Origin of the sequence: Tenacibaculum sp. 190524A02b (genome assembly GCF_964036645.1) — a bacterium.
GTDB lineage: Bacteria > Bacteroidota > Bacteroidia > Flavobacteriales > Flavobacteriaceae > Polaribacter > Polaribacter vairaonense.
The window spans coordinates 2547097-2565029 of the sequence record NZ_OZ038525.1 but is presented as its reverse complement, the minus strand read 5'-3'; the positions used below and the strand labels follow the sequence as shown (position 1 = coordinate 2565029).

The window sequence follows — 17933 nt, the reverse complement described above, 5'->3', positions numbered from 1 at the left end:
GATGATGGAATCACTCATTCAAAAATACAATATACCAGGGCCAAGATATACTAGCTATCCAACAGTGCCTTATTGGGATTCAAACACATTTTCTATAGACAAATGGATAGAATCTTTTAAAAAGTCATTTAAAGAAAGTAATCAAACAGAAGGAATAAGTTTGTACATTCATTTACCATTTTGTGAGCGTTTATGTACGTTTTGTGCATGTCATAAACATATAACTAAAAGACATGAATTAGAAAAACCTTATATAGATACTGTTTTAAAAGAGTGGCAGTTATATACCAATTTAGTTGATGAAACACCTGTGGTTAAGGAGATTCATTTAGGAGGTGGCACACCTACTTTTTTTCAAAAAGAAGAACTTTTAAGGTTAATGGATGGATTGTTTGATTATGCTATTAAACACCCAAATCATGAATTTAGTTTTGAAGGACACCCTAATAATACAAGCAAAGAGCAATTACAAGCACTTTATGATGTTGGTTTTACAAGAGTTAGTTTTGGGGTGCAAGACTATAATGAAGAAGTACAAAAAGCAATTAATAGAGAGCAAACTTTTTCAGAGGTTGAAAAAGTAACAAAATGGGCTAGGGAAATTGGATATGTTTCTGTTAGTCATGATTTAATTTTTGGATTGCCATTTCAAACAAAAGAAAATGTAATTGATACCATTAATAAAACAAAAGAATTACAACCAGATAGAATCTCATTTTACAGCTATGCACATGTACCTTGGGTAAAAGGAGTAGGACAAAGAGGTTTTAATGAAAATGATTTACCCAATGGTGATGAAAAAAGAAAATTGTATGAAATAGGAAAAAAACTATTTTCAGAAATAGGATATGTAGAAATAGGAATGGATCATTTTGCGTTGCCTACAGATTCCTTATACAAAGCTTCACAAAGTAAAACATTACATAGAAACTTTATGGGGTACTCTGCTAATAAAACACAGTTAATGATTGGTTTAGGGATGTCAGCAATATCTGATTCTTGGTATGGTTTTGCTCAAAATGTTAAAACAGTTAAAGAATATGAAAGGCTGGTGAATAATGGAGAAATTCCAATTTTTAGGGGACATATTTTGTCACAAGAAGATCTGGTTATTCGTCAGCATATTTTAAATATTATGTGTCATTTTAAAACTTCATGGCAAGACAATAAATTACAAGTGAATAATTTGTCTTTTCACATAGATAAATTACAAGAAATGGAAAAAGATGGTTTGGTGATAATAGATGATATAGGGATAGAAGTTCCAGAAAAAGCACGTCCATTTGTTAGAAATATCTGTATGGCATTTGATAAAAAATTATACGAAAAACAATCAAATCTAAAATTGTTTTCTATGACGGTTTAGTGTAATTTATTGTTAGTTAAATATTTATGACTTATATCATGCTTTTTTAGTTAATTAATTGATAACTTTGAGTATAACTTAAAACTCAGGCGTCATGAAAACAATAATTGAAACAAACTGGACAGTACAAGAACTGTATACGTACATTTTTATTTACTGTATGAATGCAGATTATAAAGAAACATCAGAAGAATTAGATATGATTATTTCTAGGTTTGGAAGTGATATGTATCATAAGATGAGATTAGAATTTAAAAAAGATAACGATTACCAAAGTATTCAAAAAATTCAAGATACTTTAGAAGTGTTTAATTCTTCAAAAGTAGAGATAGATAAGTTATTTAATGAAATAAAAGAGTTGTTTCTGTCTGATGGTGAATATGTTATTTTAGAAAGAATTTTGATGACAGGCCTACAGAAACTACTTAAATAATATTACTAAAAATATTTAGCTAAAAAGACTGTTTTAAAACAGTCTTTTTTTTGTGCTGAAAAAACTTTAATATGATAAATATCATATTTTAAGAAGTAACTCCAATCTACCTTTGACGTATAATAATTTGAATGATTATGAGCGTTATTTACCTACTACTAACACTAAGTATACTGATAGCTATATTGTTTTTTATAGCATTTATTATTTCCGTGAAAAATGGACAATATGATGATTCGTATACACCTTCTGTACGAATGCTTTTTGATGATGAATTAGTAAAGAAAGAGAATATTAACCAATAAAAATTGATTATGGAAATGCAACAATTTTATTACGATAATAAAATCGTAAAGAAGTTTATTTATGCAACAATGTTATGGGGGCTTGTTGGATTTTCAGTAGGATTACTACTGGCTTTTATGTTTTTATTTCCCAATATTACTGACGGAATTTCGTGGTTGAGTTTTGGAAGGTTACGCCCGTTACATACCAATGCTGTAATTTTTGCCTTTGTAGGAAATGCCATTTTTGCTGGAGTTTATTATTCGCTTCAAAGACTATTAAAAACAAGAATGGCCAGTGATTTTCTAAGTAATTTTAATTTTTGGGGATGGCAGTTAATAATAATAGCAGCAGCAATTACATTACCGTTAGGGTATACAACTTCTAAAGAATACGCTGAGTTAGAATGGCCTATAGATATTGCTATAGCCTTAGTTTGGGTTGCCTTTGGAGCGAATATGATTTGGACAATTTTAAAAAGAAGGCAGCGTCACTTATACGTTGCAGTTTGGTTTTATTTGGGAACATTTGTTACCGTAGCTGTGCTTCATATCTTTAATAGTTTAGAACTACCTGTAAGTTTTTTAAAGAGTTATTCTGTGTACGCGGGGGTACAAGACGCATTAGTTCAATGGTGGTATGGGCACAATGCGGTAGCATTTTTCTTAACAACTCCTTTTCTAGGGTTAATGTATTACTTTGTTCCTAAAGCAGCAAATCGTCCAGTATATTCTTATAGACTATCCATTGTGCATTTTTGGTCATTAATATTTATATATATATGGGCCGGACCACATCATTTATTATATACCTCATTACCTGAGTGGGCGCAAAACCTAGGAGTTGCTTTTTCTGTAATGCTAATAGCACCTTCTTGGGGAGGTATGATTAATGGATTATTAACATTACGAGGAGCTTGGGATAAAGTTAGAGTAGATCCAGTGCTAAAATTTATGGTGGTTGCAATTACGGGTTACGGAATGGCAACATTTGAAGGGCCTATGTTATCTCTTAAAAATGTAAATGCAATAGCTCATTTTAGTGATTGGATTATAGCGCATGTACATGTTGGAGCATTGGCATGGAACGGCTTTTTAACATTTGGAATGTTGTACTGGTTAATACCAAGATTATTTAAAACAAAATTATACTCTACAGCCTTAGCAAATTTTCACTTTTGGATTGGAACTTTAGGTATAATAATGTACGCACTTCCAATGTATGTAGCAGGTTTTGTACAAGCTTCTATGTGGAAACAGTTTAACCCTGATGGTACCTTAACTTATGGCAACTTTCTAGAAACTGTGTATGAAATAATACCAATGTATTGGATGAGAGCTATTGGAGGAAGTATGTTTATTGTAGGAGCAATAGTAATGCTATACAATGTGGTAAAAACAGTAAAACAAGGAAGAGGTGTAACAGATGAGTTAGCAGAAGCTCCTGCATTGGTTAAAGTATCAAAATACAGAACAGGAGGAGAAACATGGCATACATGGTTAGAAAGAAGGCCAATAAAACTAACTATTTATGCAACCATTGCCATTTTAATTGGTGGAGTAATTCAAATAGTTCCAACGTTATTAGTAAAATCAAATATACCAACTATTTCAAGTGTAAAACCATACAGTCCTTTAGAGTTAGAAGGTAGAGATATTTATATCCGTGAAGGATGTGTTGGGTGCCATTCACAGATGATTAGACCATTTAGAAGTGAAGTAGAACGTTATGGAGAGTATGCAAAAGCAGGTGAGTTTGTTTATGATCATCCTTTTTTATGGGGAAGTAAACGTACAGGGCCAGATTTGTTAAGAATAGGAGGAAAGTATTCGGATAGTTGGCATTTAAATCACATGTATGACCCGCAGAGTACTTCACCAGGTTCAATAATGCCTAGATATCCATGGCTATTAAAAGATAAATTAGATAAATCTGATATAGAAGGAAAAATGAAAGCAATGGTAGCTTTAGGGGTTCCTTATAGTGAAGAGGATATTAACAATGCTCAACACCAAATGGATGTACAAGGAAAGCAGATTGAAGAAAATTTATATGCAGATCCAGATTTTGCTAAAATATATAAGGCAGACAAAAAATATGCAAAAGAAAATGGACTACAGTTCATAGAGATGAAAGATAGAGAAATTGTTGCATTGATAGCTTATTTGCAACGATTAGGAACTGACATAAAAGTTAAGGATATAGAGGAACAATTAAGTGTAAAAAATTAGAATCATGCTAAAGTTTGTGAAAAACCATTTAGAAAGTATTGCTGGAGTAGAAATTTACCCAATAATTTCACTAACAATATTCTTTACCTTTTTTGTAGTGCTTTTTTGGTGGGTATTTACAGCAAAAAAAGGGTATTTGAATAAAGTAAGTCAATTACCATTAGATAATTAATAAAGAAAGTAATATGAGAAAATACATTCAATCATTAGCTTATGTTGTTTTTTTAACGGTAACCATTTTTGCCATTACAAAAGCTATCACTTCTTATAAGAATCCATTTAGTTTATATGAAAATCCACTAGTATGGATAACAATTGTAGCTCTGATATTAGTAGTGTTATTAAAAGAATTGGTAAACATAATAGCATTAAAGAAAGCAGAAGAACTACAATTAGAAAAAGAGGGTATTAATCCAAAAGACATAGATAACTGGGCTTGGTTAAAAAAAATAATTCAGCAATGGACACAAGCGAAAGCAATAGAAAATGAAACTGAAATTGAATTAGATCATGATTATGACGGGATTAAAGAGTTAGATAATAATTTACCGCCTTGGTGGCTATATATGTTTTATGCTACGATGATTTTTGGAGTAGTTTATTTAGTTAAATATCACATTTTAGATGGCGATAATCAGGTAACAGAATATGAAAATGCCGTAGCTATAGCGCAAAGAGAGTTAGATGCTTTCAAAGCAACGTCTAAAGAAGAGGTAATTGCTATTGAAACGGTTACTGAATTGACTGATGAAGCGTCTTTAGGAAGAGGGAAAGCTGTATTTAATTTAAATTGTGCGGCTTGTCATAGAAAAGATGGAGGCGGAGGTATAGGACCAAATTTAACAGATGAATATTGGATTTTAGGAGGAGGTATAAAAAATGTTTTTAAAACAATTTCTAAAGGAGGACGAGCAGGAAAAGGAATGGTTCCTTGGGAAAAAACCTTAAAACCTAAAGATGTTCAGAAAGTTGCAAGTTATGTGATGTCTTTAAAAGGTACCAATCCAGATAATGCCAAAGCTCCACAAGGAGATTTGTTTGAAGGAGAGTAAAATTTAGTTGTTAGTTTTTAATAGTTGATAATGGAAAAGCCCAAGAGTGAAAAATTTAGAGATAGCATTAGTACTATAAATAAAGAAGGGAAGCGCTCTTGGGTATTTCCTAAAAAACCAACAGGGGAATTTTATAAATACAGAACATACGTAAGTTATTTTTTATTACTATCATTAATAGCTGCACCATTTATAAAAATAAATGGAAATCAATTTTTATTATTTAATGTTTTAGAAAGAAGGTTTCATATTTTCGGATTTCCTTTTTGGCCACAAGATTTCCATTTGCTAGTACTTTCAATGATAATAGGAGTAGTCTTTGTTATTCTATTTACAGTTGTTTTTGGTAGGATTTTTTGTGGTTGGATTTGTCCACAAACCATTTTTATGGAAATGGTATTTAGAAAAATAGAATACTTAATAGAAGGAGATAGAGGAAAACAAATAAGACTAGATAAACAACCTTGGAATGCTGAAAAAATTAAGAAGCGACTTTTAAAATGGTTTGCTTTTTTTGTGATTTCATTTGCTATAGCTAACGTGTTTTTAGCTTATTTAATAGGTGGAGACCAATTGTTAATGTACGTAAAAGATAATCCTTTGAATCATTTAGGAACATTGATTTCTCTATTAATTTTTACAAGTATATTTTATTTCGTGTTTGTGTGGTTTAGAGAACAGGTATGTATTATAGCTTGCCCATATGGAAGGCTACAAGGAGTTTTACTAGACAATAAAACTATAAATGTGGCTTATGATTATGTGAGAGGAGAAAAGGAAAAAGGGAGAGCTAAGTTTAAAAAAACAGAAAATAGGTTAACCTCAGGGAAAGGAGATTGTATTGATTGTTTTCAATGTGTGAACGTATGTCCTACAGGCATAGATATAAGAAATGGAACACAGTTAGAATGTGTGAATTGTACCGCGTGTATTGATGAATGTGATACAATGATGGAAAAAGTAGGATTACCTAAAGGCCTAATACGGTATGCTAGTGAAGAAAATATAAGTAAAGGAAAATCTTTTAAGTTTACTACAAGGATGAAGGGTTATTCTGGGGTACTGTTACTATTAATTATTGTTTTTACAGGAATGCTCTTTTTAAGAAATGATGTAGAAGCTACTATTTTAAGATTGCCAGGTCAATTATATCAACACAAAGAAAATAATATAATTAGTAATGTTTATACCTATAAAATAGTAAATAAGACCACTAAAGAAATTAATAAAGTGAGTTATAAATTATTATCTCATAAAGGGAAAATAGAAATAATATCTCATCAAGAAATTGTAATTCCCAAACAAGGAATAGCGTCAGGAACTTTGTTTATTAACTTGCCATCAATATTAATTAAAAAAGAAAAGGAGACTTTAAAGATAGGTGTTTTTAGTGATAATAAATTAATAGAAACAGTCAGTACTGTTTTTCTTAGTCCTAGAAGTTACCGATAAAAACAATTTTCAAAAATAAGTAAAATGAGACTAAATTGGAGTACAGGTATTGTTATCGGAATGATTGGATTTATAGGTTTTATAATGTACTTCGTAATAACAATGAGTACAAACAAAAACTATAGCCATGATTTAGTTACTGAAAAATATTATCAGAAAGAATTATTATATCAAAGTTCTTTAAAAGCTATTGAGAATGCTAAAAAAACAGAAGGCATAAAGATTAAAAAAGATAAAGAAGGACTTATTATAGTTTTTCCTAAAAAATTTGATTCAAAAAAAATAAAAGGAAGTGTACAGTTATATAGACCATCAAATAAGAAACTAGACTTTCAATTACCAATTTCAATGATACCGAAAACTTCTTTTATGCTGGTGTCAGACAAAAAACTATTGAAAGGGCGTTGGAATGTTACAGTTAACTGTAAATATAAAGGACAAGCTTATTTGTTTAAAAAAGAATTGTTTTACTAATGTTGATTTCAGCTTTTATATTAGGATTGTTAGGGAGTTTTCATTGCATAGGAATGTGCGGTCCAATAGCATTTATGTTGCCTATTGACAGATCTAATACTATAAAAAGCTTTTTACAAATAACAAGTTATCATGTAGGCAGGTTAATAGCCTATGGTATTATTGGGTTATTATTTAGTTTGCTTGGAAGAAGTTTCTACATATTTGGTTTACAGCAACAATTATCAATTTTTACAGGAGTTTTAATGATATTATTTATTATCTATCCCAAGTTGGGTGGCAATTTTCAAACACTTGTAAAGCCACTAACTATATTAGTTGTAAAGCTAAAATCGGCTTTAGGTAATCAATTAAAAAAGAAAAAGAAACGTGTTTTTATACTACTAGGGCTTTTGAATGGGTTTTTACCGTGCGGATTAGTCTATGTAGCGGTTTTTGGAGCTTTGGTAAGATCTAATATATTGCATGGAGCGTTATATATGATTTTATTTGGTTTGGGAACAGTTCCATTAATGGTTGCTACAACCTTTTTAGGGAATATTACAAATAGTTATGTAAAAAGAAAGCTTCAAAAAATAATACCATACATAGTTGTGGTTATAGGAATACTTTTTATAGTAAGAGGACTCGGCTTAAATGTTCCTTATATTTCTCCAGAAAAACAGGCTGCAGATATAACAGTTAAAGCAAAAGGTTGCCATTAGAAAAATAGTGCTACCTGACAAAAATCATATTTTAAAAATAGGATAAGAGGTAAATTTGAATAGTAGTATAAACTACCTTAATATATCCAAAAGGTATTTAGTAGAACACTAAGTTTAATTTCGAGGTAAATCTCGAGCTATTATATCTTTTGGCGAAGCCAATAAAAACAATATTATTATGAAAAAAATTATCGTACCTATAGACTTTTCTTTGTATGCAGAAAATGCCTTAAAAACAGCAGCATATTTAGCAAAAAAAATAGAAGCTGAAATTTTGGTAGTTCATATGTTAGAACTATCAAATGCTATTGTATCACAGTCAGAAGCATATACTCAAGAAGAAACATTGTTTTATTTTAAGTTAGCAGAAAAAAAGTTTTCAAAATTTTTAGAAAAAGAATATTTAAAAGGAATTAAAATTACTCCAGTAATTAAACATTTTAAAATTTTTAGTGAATTAGAAAGATTAGCTAGAGAAGAAAAGGCAGATTTAATTATAATGGGTTCCAAAGGAACAAGTGGAGTTAAAGAACTTTTTATAGGTTCTAATACGGAGAGAGTGATAAGATATGCAAATATTCCTGTATTAGTAGTAAAAGATGAACCTATGGAAACCGATTTTAAAACAGCACTGTTTGCCTGTGATTTTTCAGATGATGATATTAAGCCATATCAAGAAGCAAAAGCTTTTTTTGGAATGTTAGGTTGTGCTATGAAATTAGTATACGTTACTACTCCAAATTCTAGATTTAAAAGCACTAAAGAAATTATGAGTAAAGTAGTAAAGTTTATGAATAAAGTTCATGAAAAGATAGATTTTATGGACGGAATTAAAATTGTAGCAGATTACTCAGTTGAAGAAGGAGTATTGAATTATGCAAACTCAATTCAGGCTGATGTAGTGGCTATTGCAACACACGGAAGAAAAGGAATAGCTCATTTTTTTGAAGGAAGTATTTCAGAAGATGTTGCTAATCATAGTAGTTTACCTGTAATGACTTTTAAAGTATAATTGGAAAATAGATAAGAACTTATTTTTCATAAAGCTCAATAGGTAAGTCATCAGGATCAAAAAAGAAAGTGAATTTTTTACCTGTATATTCATCTATTCTAATAGGTTGTATAGACAGGTTTTCACTTTTAAGTTTATCAATAATAGTTTCAATGTTGTCAACCTCAAAAGCTAAACTAATAGGTTGTATAGACAGGTTTTCACTTTTAAGTTTATCAATAATAGTTTCAATGTTGTCAACCTCAAAAGCTAAATGTCTTAAACCACAAGATTCAGGAAAAGATAAGCGTTTTGGAGGATCAGGAAAAGAAAAAAGTTCTATAATGTAATTTCCATTTAAACCTAAATCCAGTTTATAAGAATCTCTATCAACTCTGTAATGCTCTTTAATAATTTCTAAACCTAAAATTTCAGTATAAAAATGTTTAGAAATAGTATAATTAGAACAGATAATAGCAGTATGGTGTATACGGTTTAACATATAAATATGTTTTTAAATTTATTCCGTTACTTTTAATCTAGCCTGAGCAGTTACGGAAACATCTGAATATGTCTTGTTTAAGTATTTTAAATACCCTGTAATGGCAATCATAGCTGCATTATCAGTTGTGTATTCGAATTTAGGGATATAGGTACTCCATCCCCAGTGTTTTTGAGCCATTTCTAAACGCTTTCTAATTTCAGAGTTAGCAGAAACTCCACCAGCTATTGCAATGTGTTTAATACCTGTTTGTTTTACAGCATTTTTAAGTTTATCCATTAAAATTTCAATAATAGTATATTGAATAGAGGCACAAATGTCGTTAAGATTTTCCTGAATAAAATTAGGGTTTTCTTTAACGTTTTTTTGAACAAAATATAAAATACCAGTTTTTAAACCACTAAAACTAAACTCTAGTTCGCCAACTCTAGGTTTGGTAAATTTAAAGGCTTTTGGGTTTCCTAATTGAGCATATTTATCAACTAACGGACCTCCAGGATAAGGAAGCCCAAGTATTTTTGCAGATTTATCAAAAGCTTCACCAACAGCATCATCAATAGTTTCACCTAAAACTTCCATATCAAAATGGTCGGTAATTTTTACAATTTGAGTATGCCCACCACTGATGGTTAAACATATAAAAGGAAAAGGAGGCTTTTTACTATTTTTTTCATCAATAAAATGAGCTAAGATATGCGCTTGCATATGATTTACATCAATTAAAGGAATGTCTAAACCCAAAGCTAATGATTTAGCAAAAGAAGTTCCTACTAATAAAGACCCCATTAACCCTGGACCACGAGTAAAAGAAATAGCACTCAAATCTTCTTTAGAAATCCCAGCTTGTTCAATAGCTTGCTGTACAACAGGAACTATGTTTTGTTGGTGGGCGCGAGAAGCCAATTCTGGAACTACACCACCGTACTTAGCATGCACTTCTTGATTAGCAACAATATTACTTAAAACTTTTCCATTATAAATAACAGCGGCACTTGTGTCATCACAAGAACTTTCAATTCCTAAAATGTAAATGTTTTCTGAACTCAAAATAAAAGGTTTAAACAGCAAAAATATTGATAATGCGTTAGAATTTAGTTAAAATCTAATTTTCTTTATAATAAGGCAGGATTTTTGGGGTTAGCTAGTTACTTTTGTTATGCCAATTATTAATTTTTGAGTTGATTATAAATTAACGATATTACATTAAATTTAAGACCATAAAAACAGTAAGAAAAATAGTATTTAAAGCTTTAAAGTACATAGTGCTATTTTTGATATTGTTGATACTTTTATTATCTACACCTTTTGTTCAAAGTAAGCTAGCCGGTTATGCTACCGATTATGTAAACAAAAGTTTTGGAACCAATATAGTTGTAAAGAAATTAGATTTATCATGGTTGGGTAGTGTAAAATTAAAAGAAATAGAGATTAGAGACCATCATCAAGATACCTTAATTTTTGTGAAAAAACTAAGTACCTCTCTACTTAATGCTAAAAAAGTAATTGAAAATAAAGTAGACCTTGAAGAAGCTTCATTAAGTGGTGTCCATTTCTATATGAAAACTTATAAAGGAGAGGATAATGATAACATGGCTGTTTTTATTGAAAGTTTTGATGATGGGAAACCAAAAGATAGTTTATCCAAGCCTTTTATTTTAAGAAGTGAAAAAATTAAATTAAGAGATTTAACTTTTAAACTCATTGATGCAAATAAAAAAGATGAGCTTCAGTTTTCTGCAAACAAGGCAGGTGCAAATTTACACAACTTTTCTATTGTTGGACCTGATGTTTCTATAAAGATTAAAGACATGTATTTTACGGAGAATAGAGGTGTCAATGTAACCAATTTATCTACAGATTTTGTATACACAAAAAAATACATGCTTTTTGAAAACACAACATTAAAAACAGATAATAAATCGGAGTTAAAAGCAGATATTAAATTTAAATACAAGAGAAAAGATTTTATTGATTTTAATGATAAAGTTAATATTAAAGCAAAATTTAAAAAAAGTGCTTTATCAGTAAAAGACTTAAGTAAACTTTATAAAGAGTTTAGAGGGAGTGATGTAATGTATTTTACGGGGAATATTGATGGTGTCTTAAATAATTTTAGTGCTACTAATGTAAGGCTACGCTCTAAACGAGGAATGCGTATTGTTGGAGATTTAGGGTTTGTAAATGCTATAAAAACGGATAGAGGTTTTGTTTTTGATGCTGATTTAAAAGATGTAACAGCTAATTATTATCAATTAAAAAGTGTATTACCAAATCTATTAGGAAAAACATTACCAAGCGAATTTCATAAGTTAGGAAACTTTACAATGTCAGGTTTGGTTAAAATTACCCCTGAACAAATGGAGGCAACATTAAATGTTGACTCTGAAATAGGAACTACTATTTCTGATTTACAATTGACAAACATAGATAATATAGATGAAGCAGCTTATGTTGGAGAAATTGAATTTAAAGATTTTGATATAGGTGTGTTTGCTAATGATCCATTATTGGGTAAAATTTCTTTGAGAGCAGATGTAAATGGAAGTGGTTTTAATATTGATAATATCAATACTACTATCATTGGAAAAGTCAGTAGTTTAGAGTTTAAAGAATATGAATATAAAGACTTAAATGTTAACGGACAGTTTCAAAATAAAAAGTTTGATGGTTTTTTAAGCGCAGAAGATGAGAATTTTAAAATGAAGTTTGAAGGACTTGCAGATTTTTCATCACTAGTACATAATTTTAATTTTGAAGCAGATATCGATTATATAGATTTAAAGAAGACTAACTTATTTGTTAGAGATAGTTTAGCAACATTAAAAGGAAGGGTAAAACTGGATATTTCTGGAAATACATTTGATGATATCGTTGGAAAAGCTACTTTTAATAACTTTAAATATAAAAATCAAAAACAAGAATATACATTTAGAAAGTTTATTATAAATTCTTCAGTAAAAGATAGCGTTAAAACCATTGAAGTAAATTCTGAAGATATTGTAAAGGGAAAATTACGAGGTAAATTTTTATTTAAAGAATTATTACCAATAACCCAAAATGCTTTAGGTAGCGTATATACAAATTATGAACCTCATGAAGTAACACCTAGCCAGTTTTTAGAGTTTGATTTTACAATTTATAACCAAATTGTAGATGTGTTTTTCCCACAAATAGCAATAGGAAAAAACACACACATAAAAGGTAAAATTAACTCAGATAAAAATTCATTAAAATTAACCTTTACATCACCCAATATAAATTTATATGATAACTTAATTGATGGCTTGGTATTGCGTATGGATAATAAAAATCCATTATATAATACACATTTAACAGCAAAAAAAGTTAACACTAAATATTATAATATAGAAAAGCTAAACCTTTTAAATAGAACACATAAAGATACTTTGTTTTTTAAGTCTGTTTTTAAGGGAGGGAAAAATTATGCAGAAAACTTCAATCTAGATTTTTATTATACAATAGATGAATCTAAAAAATCTGTAGTAGGAGTTCAAAAATCAATTCTAAATTACAAAGGATTTGATTGGGTAATAAATCCTAAGAATAATAAAAAAAATAAAGTAACATTTAATTTAAAAGAAAATGACTTTGTAATTAGCCCGTTTGTTTTTGCTTCAAATGAACAGAAAATTGATCTATCTGGGAGTTTAAAAGGGAAAAATTATCGTGACCTTCAAGCTAAGTTTACAAAAGTTAAATTAGAAAGTTTTTTGCCTACTATTGATAGTTTAAAGTTAAATGGAAAAGTAAACGGTTTTGTTAATTTTAAACAAGAAGAAAATAAAGTAGAGCCTAAAGCTAATTTATTAATAGAAGATTTTAAAATTAATGATTTTGAACAAGGAGATTTAGCATTAAATCTTACAGGGAAAAACTCTTATGAAAATTATCAAGTAACTATGTCTTTAGATAATGAAAAAGCAAAGAGTATTTCTGCTAAAGGAGATGTTAATTTAAGTGGAAAAAGACCTACTTTAGATTTAAATGTATCATTAAAAGAATATGAAATAGCAGCATTTAGTCCTTTAGGAGAAGAAGTTTTATCTAAATTAAGAGGAAAAGTATCAGGTGATTTTACGGCTAAGGGCCCACTAGGTAATCCAAATTTTAATGGTGTTTTAAATTTTGAAGAGACTGGTTTAGGATTTCCTTATTTAAACGTAGATTTTGATTTAAAAGGAAATACATCAGTAGAGTTAGAGGGACAACAATTTAAGTTGAATAATGTAATTTTAGAAGATACAAAATATAAAACTAGAGGTAGTTTATCAGGCTATATAGCACACCAAAACTTTAAATTGTGGTTTATGGATCTTGATATTAATACAGAAAATTTATTAATTCTAGATACAAAAGAACAAGAAGATATTCAATATTATGGGACTGGATTTTTAAAAGGCTCTGCTGAAATAACAGGGTTAACAAGTAATTTAGATATTGATGTTAATGGAAGTACACAGCCTGGTACTAAGTTTGTAATTCCTTTAAGTGATGTTAAAATGATTGATAATTATAAGTTAATTCATTTTAGAAGAAAAGATGAGGTGAAAAAAGAGGGAAATATTGCCATAGATGATATTAAAGGACTAGATTTAAAGATAAATTTAGCAGTAACCAAAGATGCTATAGCACAAGTGGTAATAGATAAAGTTTCTGGAAGTGAATTGCAAGGAAGTGGAACTGGTAACTTATTTATTGATATTGATACCCGAGGTAAATTTAATATGTTTGGTGATTTTACTGTTGATAACGGGTTTTATAACTTTAAATATGCCGGTATAAATAAACCTTTTAAAGTACAAAAAGGCGGAACAATTTCATGGAATGGTAGTCCGTATAATGCTGAGTTAGATATAACCGCTGTTTATAGAACAAAAGCAAATCCAGCACAAGTGTTAGATAATATAGCTTCTAATAGAAAAATACCCATAGATTTGTACACCAAAATAACGGGAGGTTTATTTAATTCAAAACAAGATTTTGATATTAAAATACCTAATGCTAATTCCACAGTAAGCTCGGAATTAGAGTTTGTGTTAAATGAGAATGATTTAAATACAAAAATGCAGCACTTCTCATTTTTATTAGCATTTGGAACATTTTATAACGAAGAAACCATTGGTAATAGTGCTAGTTCAGGTCTAACAGGAACAGCATCAGAAATAGCTTCAAGTATCCTTTCAAATATGTTAAATAGTGAAGGGAATAAAATTAAAGTTGGAGTAGGATATACACAAGCTGATAGAGGAGAAGTTAATAATTTAAATACGGATGATCAAGTAGACGTGTCAGTTAGTACACAGTTAAGTGATAGGGTATTAGTGAATGGGAAAGTAGGAGTTCCTGTAGGAGGAAATACTCAAACTAATGTTGTAGGTGAAGTAAAAGTAGAAGTATTGCTTAATGAAGAAGGGAACTTTAGAGGAACGGTGTTTAATAGACAAAATGATGTTCAGTATTCAGTTGATGATGAGGGGTATACCCAAGGTGTAGGTTTGTCTTATCAGGTGAATTTTAATAATTTATCAGATTTAAAAAAGAAACTAGGACTAAAAAAGAAAGAGCAAAAAGCTAAAAAAGACACCTTAAAAAAAGAAGAAAAGAAAATAATTCATTTTAAAACAAAAAGAAAGAAAAAAACAAATAACTAAACTTACATGAGTAGATCAATTAAAGATTACGTGGTAATTGGATTAAAAGGAATTGCTATGGGAGCAGCAGATGTAGTGCCAGGAGTTTCAGGAGGAACTATTGCTTTTATTTCTGGAATTTATGAAGAGTTGTTAACTTCAATTAGTAATATTAACTTAAAGTTATTAAAAACATTAAGAAAAGAAGGTTTTAAAAAAGCATGGAAACAACTTAATGGTAATTTTTTAGCTTCATTATTTATAGGAATTTTTATTAGTGTACTATCTTTAGCCAAAGCTATAGCTTGGTTGTTAGATAATCACCCTATATTGCTCTGGTCATTTTTCTTCGGATTAGTTTTAGCAAGTGTAATATATATAGCAAAACAAATAACAAAATGGAACCTTTTATCTGTAATGCTAATCATTTTAGGAACTGTATTGGCCTATTATATAACTACACTAAACCCAATGGTAACAGAAAGTTCGTCACCATTATTTTTGTTTTTAGCAGGAGCGTTGGCAATTTGCGCTATGATTTTACCAGGAATTTCAGGGTCTTTTATTTTAGTACTTTTAGGAGCTTATAAACCAATACTAACAGCGGTGAATAATAGGGATATGACAACTATAGCAACTGTAGGTGTTGGAACCATTGTAGGATTGCTTTCTTTTTCAAGAATATTAAAGTGGTTATTTAACAATTATAAAAACTACACATTAGCAGCTTTAACAGGTTTTATAATAGGTTCATTAAATAAAATATGGCCATGGAAAGAGGTGATCACATACAGGACCAATTCTCATGGAGAACAAGTACCCTTTAATGAAAGATCTATTTCCCCTTTTGTTTATGAAGGTAATGCTCAGTTATTATATGCGATTGTACTGGCAATAATAGGATTTAGTTTAATACTACTCTTAGAAAAATTAGCAGTTAAAAAGCAATAGAAATATGTAACTTCGTAGTTCTGTAAATAAAACCAATGTATAAAGATCGAACATTTGTAGAAAAAGTTACTCTTTTTTTAAAAGGTTTAGCTATGGGAGGCGCTAATAAAGTGCCTGGGGTTTCTGGTGGAATGGTAGCTTTTGTAATGGGGTTTTATGAAGAATTAATATTTACTTTCCAAAGAATTAATGGGAAAGCTTTTAAACTACTGTTTAATGGACGTTTTAAAAGTTTTGGACAATATGTAAATATCCAATTTTTAGCATTGGTAATGCTAGGAAGCATGTTTAGCTATTTTAGTATTTCTTTAGTGTTAGATTACTTCTTAAAAAACTATGAACTATATGTTTGGGCATGGTTTTTTGGGATGATTATAGGTTCTATTTATTACATCTCAAAAGATTTTGGAGATTGGAAGTGGAAAAATATAATATCATTACTTATAGGAGTTGGAATAGGGTTGTCGATAAGTTTTATGACACCAGCCAAAGAAAACGACAATTTATGGTTTGTTTTTGTATGCGGAATTATAGGGGTTTCAGGAATGACATTGCCTGGTCTATCAGGATCTTTTATACTTATTTTACTAGGAAACTACGTATTACTTTTGGTAGATAGCGTGAACGTTTTAGGAAGCGTAATAACTAGACTTTTTTCTGGTGATTTTAATGTGCTAAAAGATGAGATTAAAGTTAGGTATCTTAAAATAATAGGTGTTTTTACACTAGGGTCGGCTTTTGGTTTAGTTTCAATATCACATGTGTTAGGATATGTCTTAAAACGATGGCACCAAATTGTATCTGCTATTATTATAGGGTTCATTACAGGTTCTTTAGGAATTGTTTGGCCTTGGAAAAGAACTATATATAAAATGAACAATTCAGCATATTTGCTGGATAAAAAAGGAAATAAAATAGTAGAAAATTATGAGCGATATTTACCAGATTTAGCTTTGTCAGATACATGGTTAACTATTGGGTTTATTACACTAGGTATTATCATGATTTTAATTATAGATTTTTATGGAAAAAAACGAAAATAAACAACTATTCTCTCTAATAGGTAAAAATATATCGTACTCTTTCTCAAGAGGATACTTTACGGAGAAATTTGAAAAACTTGGTTTGGATAATTGTGAGTATGTAAATTTTGATTTTCAGAGTATTCAGGAGTTTCCAGCAAAACTAAAAGCACATTTTAGTGAATTAAAAGGAATGAATGTAACGATACCTTACAAGTTAGAGATTTTTGAATATTTAGATGAAGTAGATGAACAAGCAAAAGCAATAGGAGCTGTAAATACAATTAAAATAACAAGTAATGGAAAACTAAAAGGATATAACACGGACGCTTATGGTTTTAAACAGTCATTAAAACCATTGCTGAAAGAGTATCATAAAAAAGCGCTTATTTTAGGTACTGGCGGTGCATCAAAAGCTGTAGCATTTGTTTTAGATGAGTTAGGAATAGACTTTTTATTTGTTTCCAGACAAGCTAAAGAAGTAAAAACAATAACATATCAAGAAGTGACAGAGCAATTAATGATAGCTAACTTATTAATAATTAATTGTACACCGTTAGGTACACATCCAAATGTAGAAGATTGCCCAGATATTCCTTATGAATTCATTACCAATAAACATTTGTTGTACGATTTAATATATAATCCGTCAGAAACAACTTTTCTTAAGCATGGAAAAGAAAAAGGAGCTGTTATTAAAAATGGATTAGAAATGTTAGAACAACAAGCAGAAAAAGCGTGGAAAATTTGGCATAAATAAATCAAATGTTCATTAAAAATAAAGTTTGGTTTTATGTAATTATGTTTATCTTTAACATC

General features: G+C 29.7%; 16 protein-coding genes. 14 read left to right on the top strand and 2 right to left on the bottom strand.

All coding sequences use genetic code 11. The annotated features are described in order from the left end of the window. Nucleotide 1 precedes the first annotated feature (1 nt). The 10 genes from hemN (at nt 2) to ABNT65_RS10405 (ending at nt 9009) form a co-directional block, all read left to right on the top strand. Nucleotides 2-1366 (top strand): oxygen-independent coproporphyrinogen III oxidase, encoded by a 1365-nt coding sequence (gene hemN / locus ABNT65_RS10450; protein WP_348704125.1) that lies wholly within the window; start codon nt 2-4, stop codon nt 1364-1366. A 94-nt stretch (nt 1367-1460) separates the two neighbouring features. Next, the gene (locus ABNT65_RS10445; RefSeq protein ID WP_348704126.1) at nt 1461-1799 is read left to right on the top strand and encodes a hypothetical protein; all 339 of its coding nucleotides are present in this window, start codon (nt 1461-1463) and stop codon (nt 1797-1799) included. A gap of 137 nt (nt 1800-1936) precedes the next feature. Beyond that, the gene (gene ccoS, locus ABNT65_RS10440; protein ID WP_348704127.1) at nt 1937-2104 is read left to right on the top strand and encodes a cbb3-type cytochrome oxidase assembly protein CcoS; all 168 of its coding nucleotides are present in this window, start codon (nt 1937-1939) and stop codon (nt 2102-2104) included. A gap of 9 nt (nt 2105-2113) precedes the next feature. Further along, complete coding sequence (ccoN, locus tag ABNT65_RS10435; protein ID WP_348704128.1) at nt 2114-4315, top strand: cytochrome-c oxidase, cbb3-type subunit I; 2202 nt, start codon at nt 2114-2116, stop codon at nt 4313-4315. Between the two features lie 4 nt (nt 4316-4319). Further along, nucleotides 4320-4487 (top strand): CcoQ/FixQ family Cbb3-type cytochrome c oxidase assembly chaperone, encoded by a 168-nt coding sequence (locus tag ABNT65_RS10430; RefSeq protein ID WP_348704129.1) that lies wholly within the window; start codon nt 4320-4322, stop codon nt 4485-4487. A gap of 13 nt (nt 4488-4500) precedes the next feature. Next, nucleotides 4501-5367 (top strand): cbb3-type cytochrome c oxidase N-terminal domain-containing protein, encoded by an 867-nt coding sequence (locus ABNT65_RS10425; RefSeq protein WP_348737894.1) that lies wholly within the window; start codon nt 4501-4503, stop codon nt 5365-5367. Nucleotides 5368-5397: 30 nt separating this feature from the next. After that, nucleotides 5398-6819: a cytochrome c oxidase accessory protein CcoG gene (gene ccoG / locus ABNT65_RS10420; protein WP_348737895.1), complete on the top strand. Its 1422-nt coding sequence runs from the start codon at nt 5398-5400 to the stop codon at nt 6817-6819. Between the two features lie 24 nt (nt 6820-6843). Further along, a complete protein-coding gene (locus ABNT65_RS10415) occupies nt 6844-7293 on the top strand; it encodes a FixH family protein (RefSeq protein ID WP_348745805.1) in 450 nt (149 codons plus the stop codon). Then, a complete protein-coding gene (locus tag ABNT65_RS10410) occupies nt 7293-7997 on the top strand; it encodes a sulfite exporter TauE/SafE family protein (RefSeq protein ID WP_348745804.1) in 705 nt (234 codons plus the stop codon). The genes ABNT65_RS10415 and ABNT65_RS10410 overlap by 1 nt, the downstream gene beginning before the upstream one ends. Nucleotides 7998-8175: 178 nt before the next feature. Next, nucleotides 8176-9009, top strand: a complete 834-nt coding sequence (locus ABNT65_RS10405) for a universal stress protein (RefSeq protein ID WP_348704138.1) — start codon at nt 8176-8178, stop codon at nt 9007-9009. Nucleotides 9010-9028: 19 nt separating this feature from the next. Here the strand turns inward: ABNT65_RS10405 and ABNT65_RS10400 are convergent, their stop codons facing one another. Together ABNT65_RS10400 and tsaD are read right to left on the bottom strand one after the other, a co-directional pair. After that, a complete protein-coding gene (locus ABNT65_RS10400; RefSeq protein ID WP_348745803.1) occupies nt 9029-9490 on the bottom strand; it encodes a VOC family protein in 462 nt (153 codons plus the stop codon). Nucleotides 9491-9508: 18 nt separating this feature from the next. Then, entirely contained in the window at nt 9509-10537 is a 1029-nt protein-coding gene (tsaD, locus tag ABNT65_RS10395) for a tRNA (adenosine(37)-N6)-threonylcarbamoyltransferase complex transferase subunit TsaD (RefSeq protein ID WP_348737899.1), read from the bottom strand. Nucleotides 10538-10770: 233 nt separating this feature from the next. Between tsaD and ABNT65_RS10390 the strand changes: the two genes are divergently transcribed. The 4 genes from ABNT65_RS10390 to aroE are packed head-to-tail and all read left to right on the top strand — an operon-like array spanning nt 10771 to nt 17874. Beyond that, a complete protein-coding gene (locus ABNT65_RS10390; protein WP_348745802.1) occupies nt 10771-15162 on the top strand; it encodes a translocation/assembly module TamB domain-containing protein in 4392 nt (1463 codons plus the stop codon). 6 nt (nt 15163-15168) lie between these two features. Continuing rightward, nucleotides 15169-16092: a DUF368 domain-containing protein gene (locus ABNT65_RS10385; protein ID WP_348745801.1), complete on the top strand. Its 924-nt coding sequence runs from the start codon at nt 15169-15171 to the stop codon at nt 16090-16092. A 35-nt stretch (nt 16093-16127) separates the two neighbouring features. Further along, nucleotides 16128-17135 carry a DUF368 domain-containing protein gene (locus ABNT65_RS10380; RefSeq protein ID WP_348704148.1) on the top strand — a complete coding sequence of 336 codons (1008 nt, stop codon included), beginning with the start codon at nt 16128-16130 and terminating at the stop codon, nt 17133-17135. After that, nucleotides 17116-17874 carry a shikimate dehydrogenase gene (gene aroE / locus ABNT65_RS10375; RefSeq protein ID WP_348704149.1) on the top strand — a complete coding sequence of 253 codons (759 nt, stop codon included), beginning with the start codon at nt 17116-17118 and terminating at the stop codon, nt 17872-17874. Before ABNT65_RS10380 ends, aroE begins: the two co-directional genes overlap by 20 nt. Nucleotides 17875-17933: the final 59 nt, after the last annotated feature.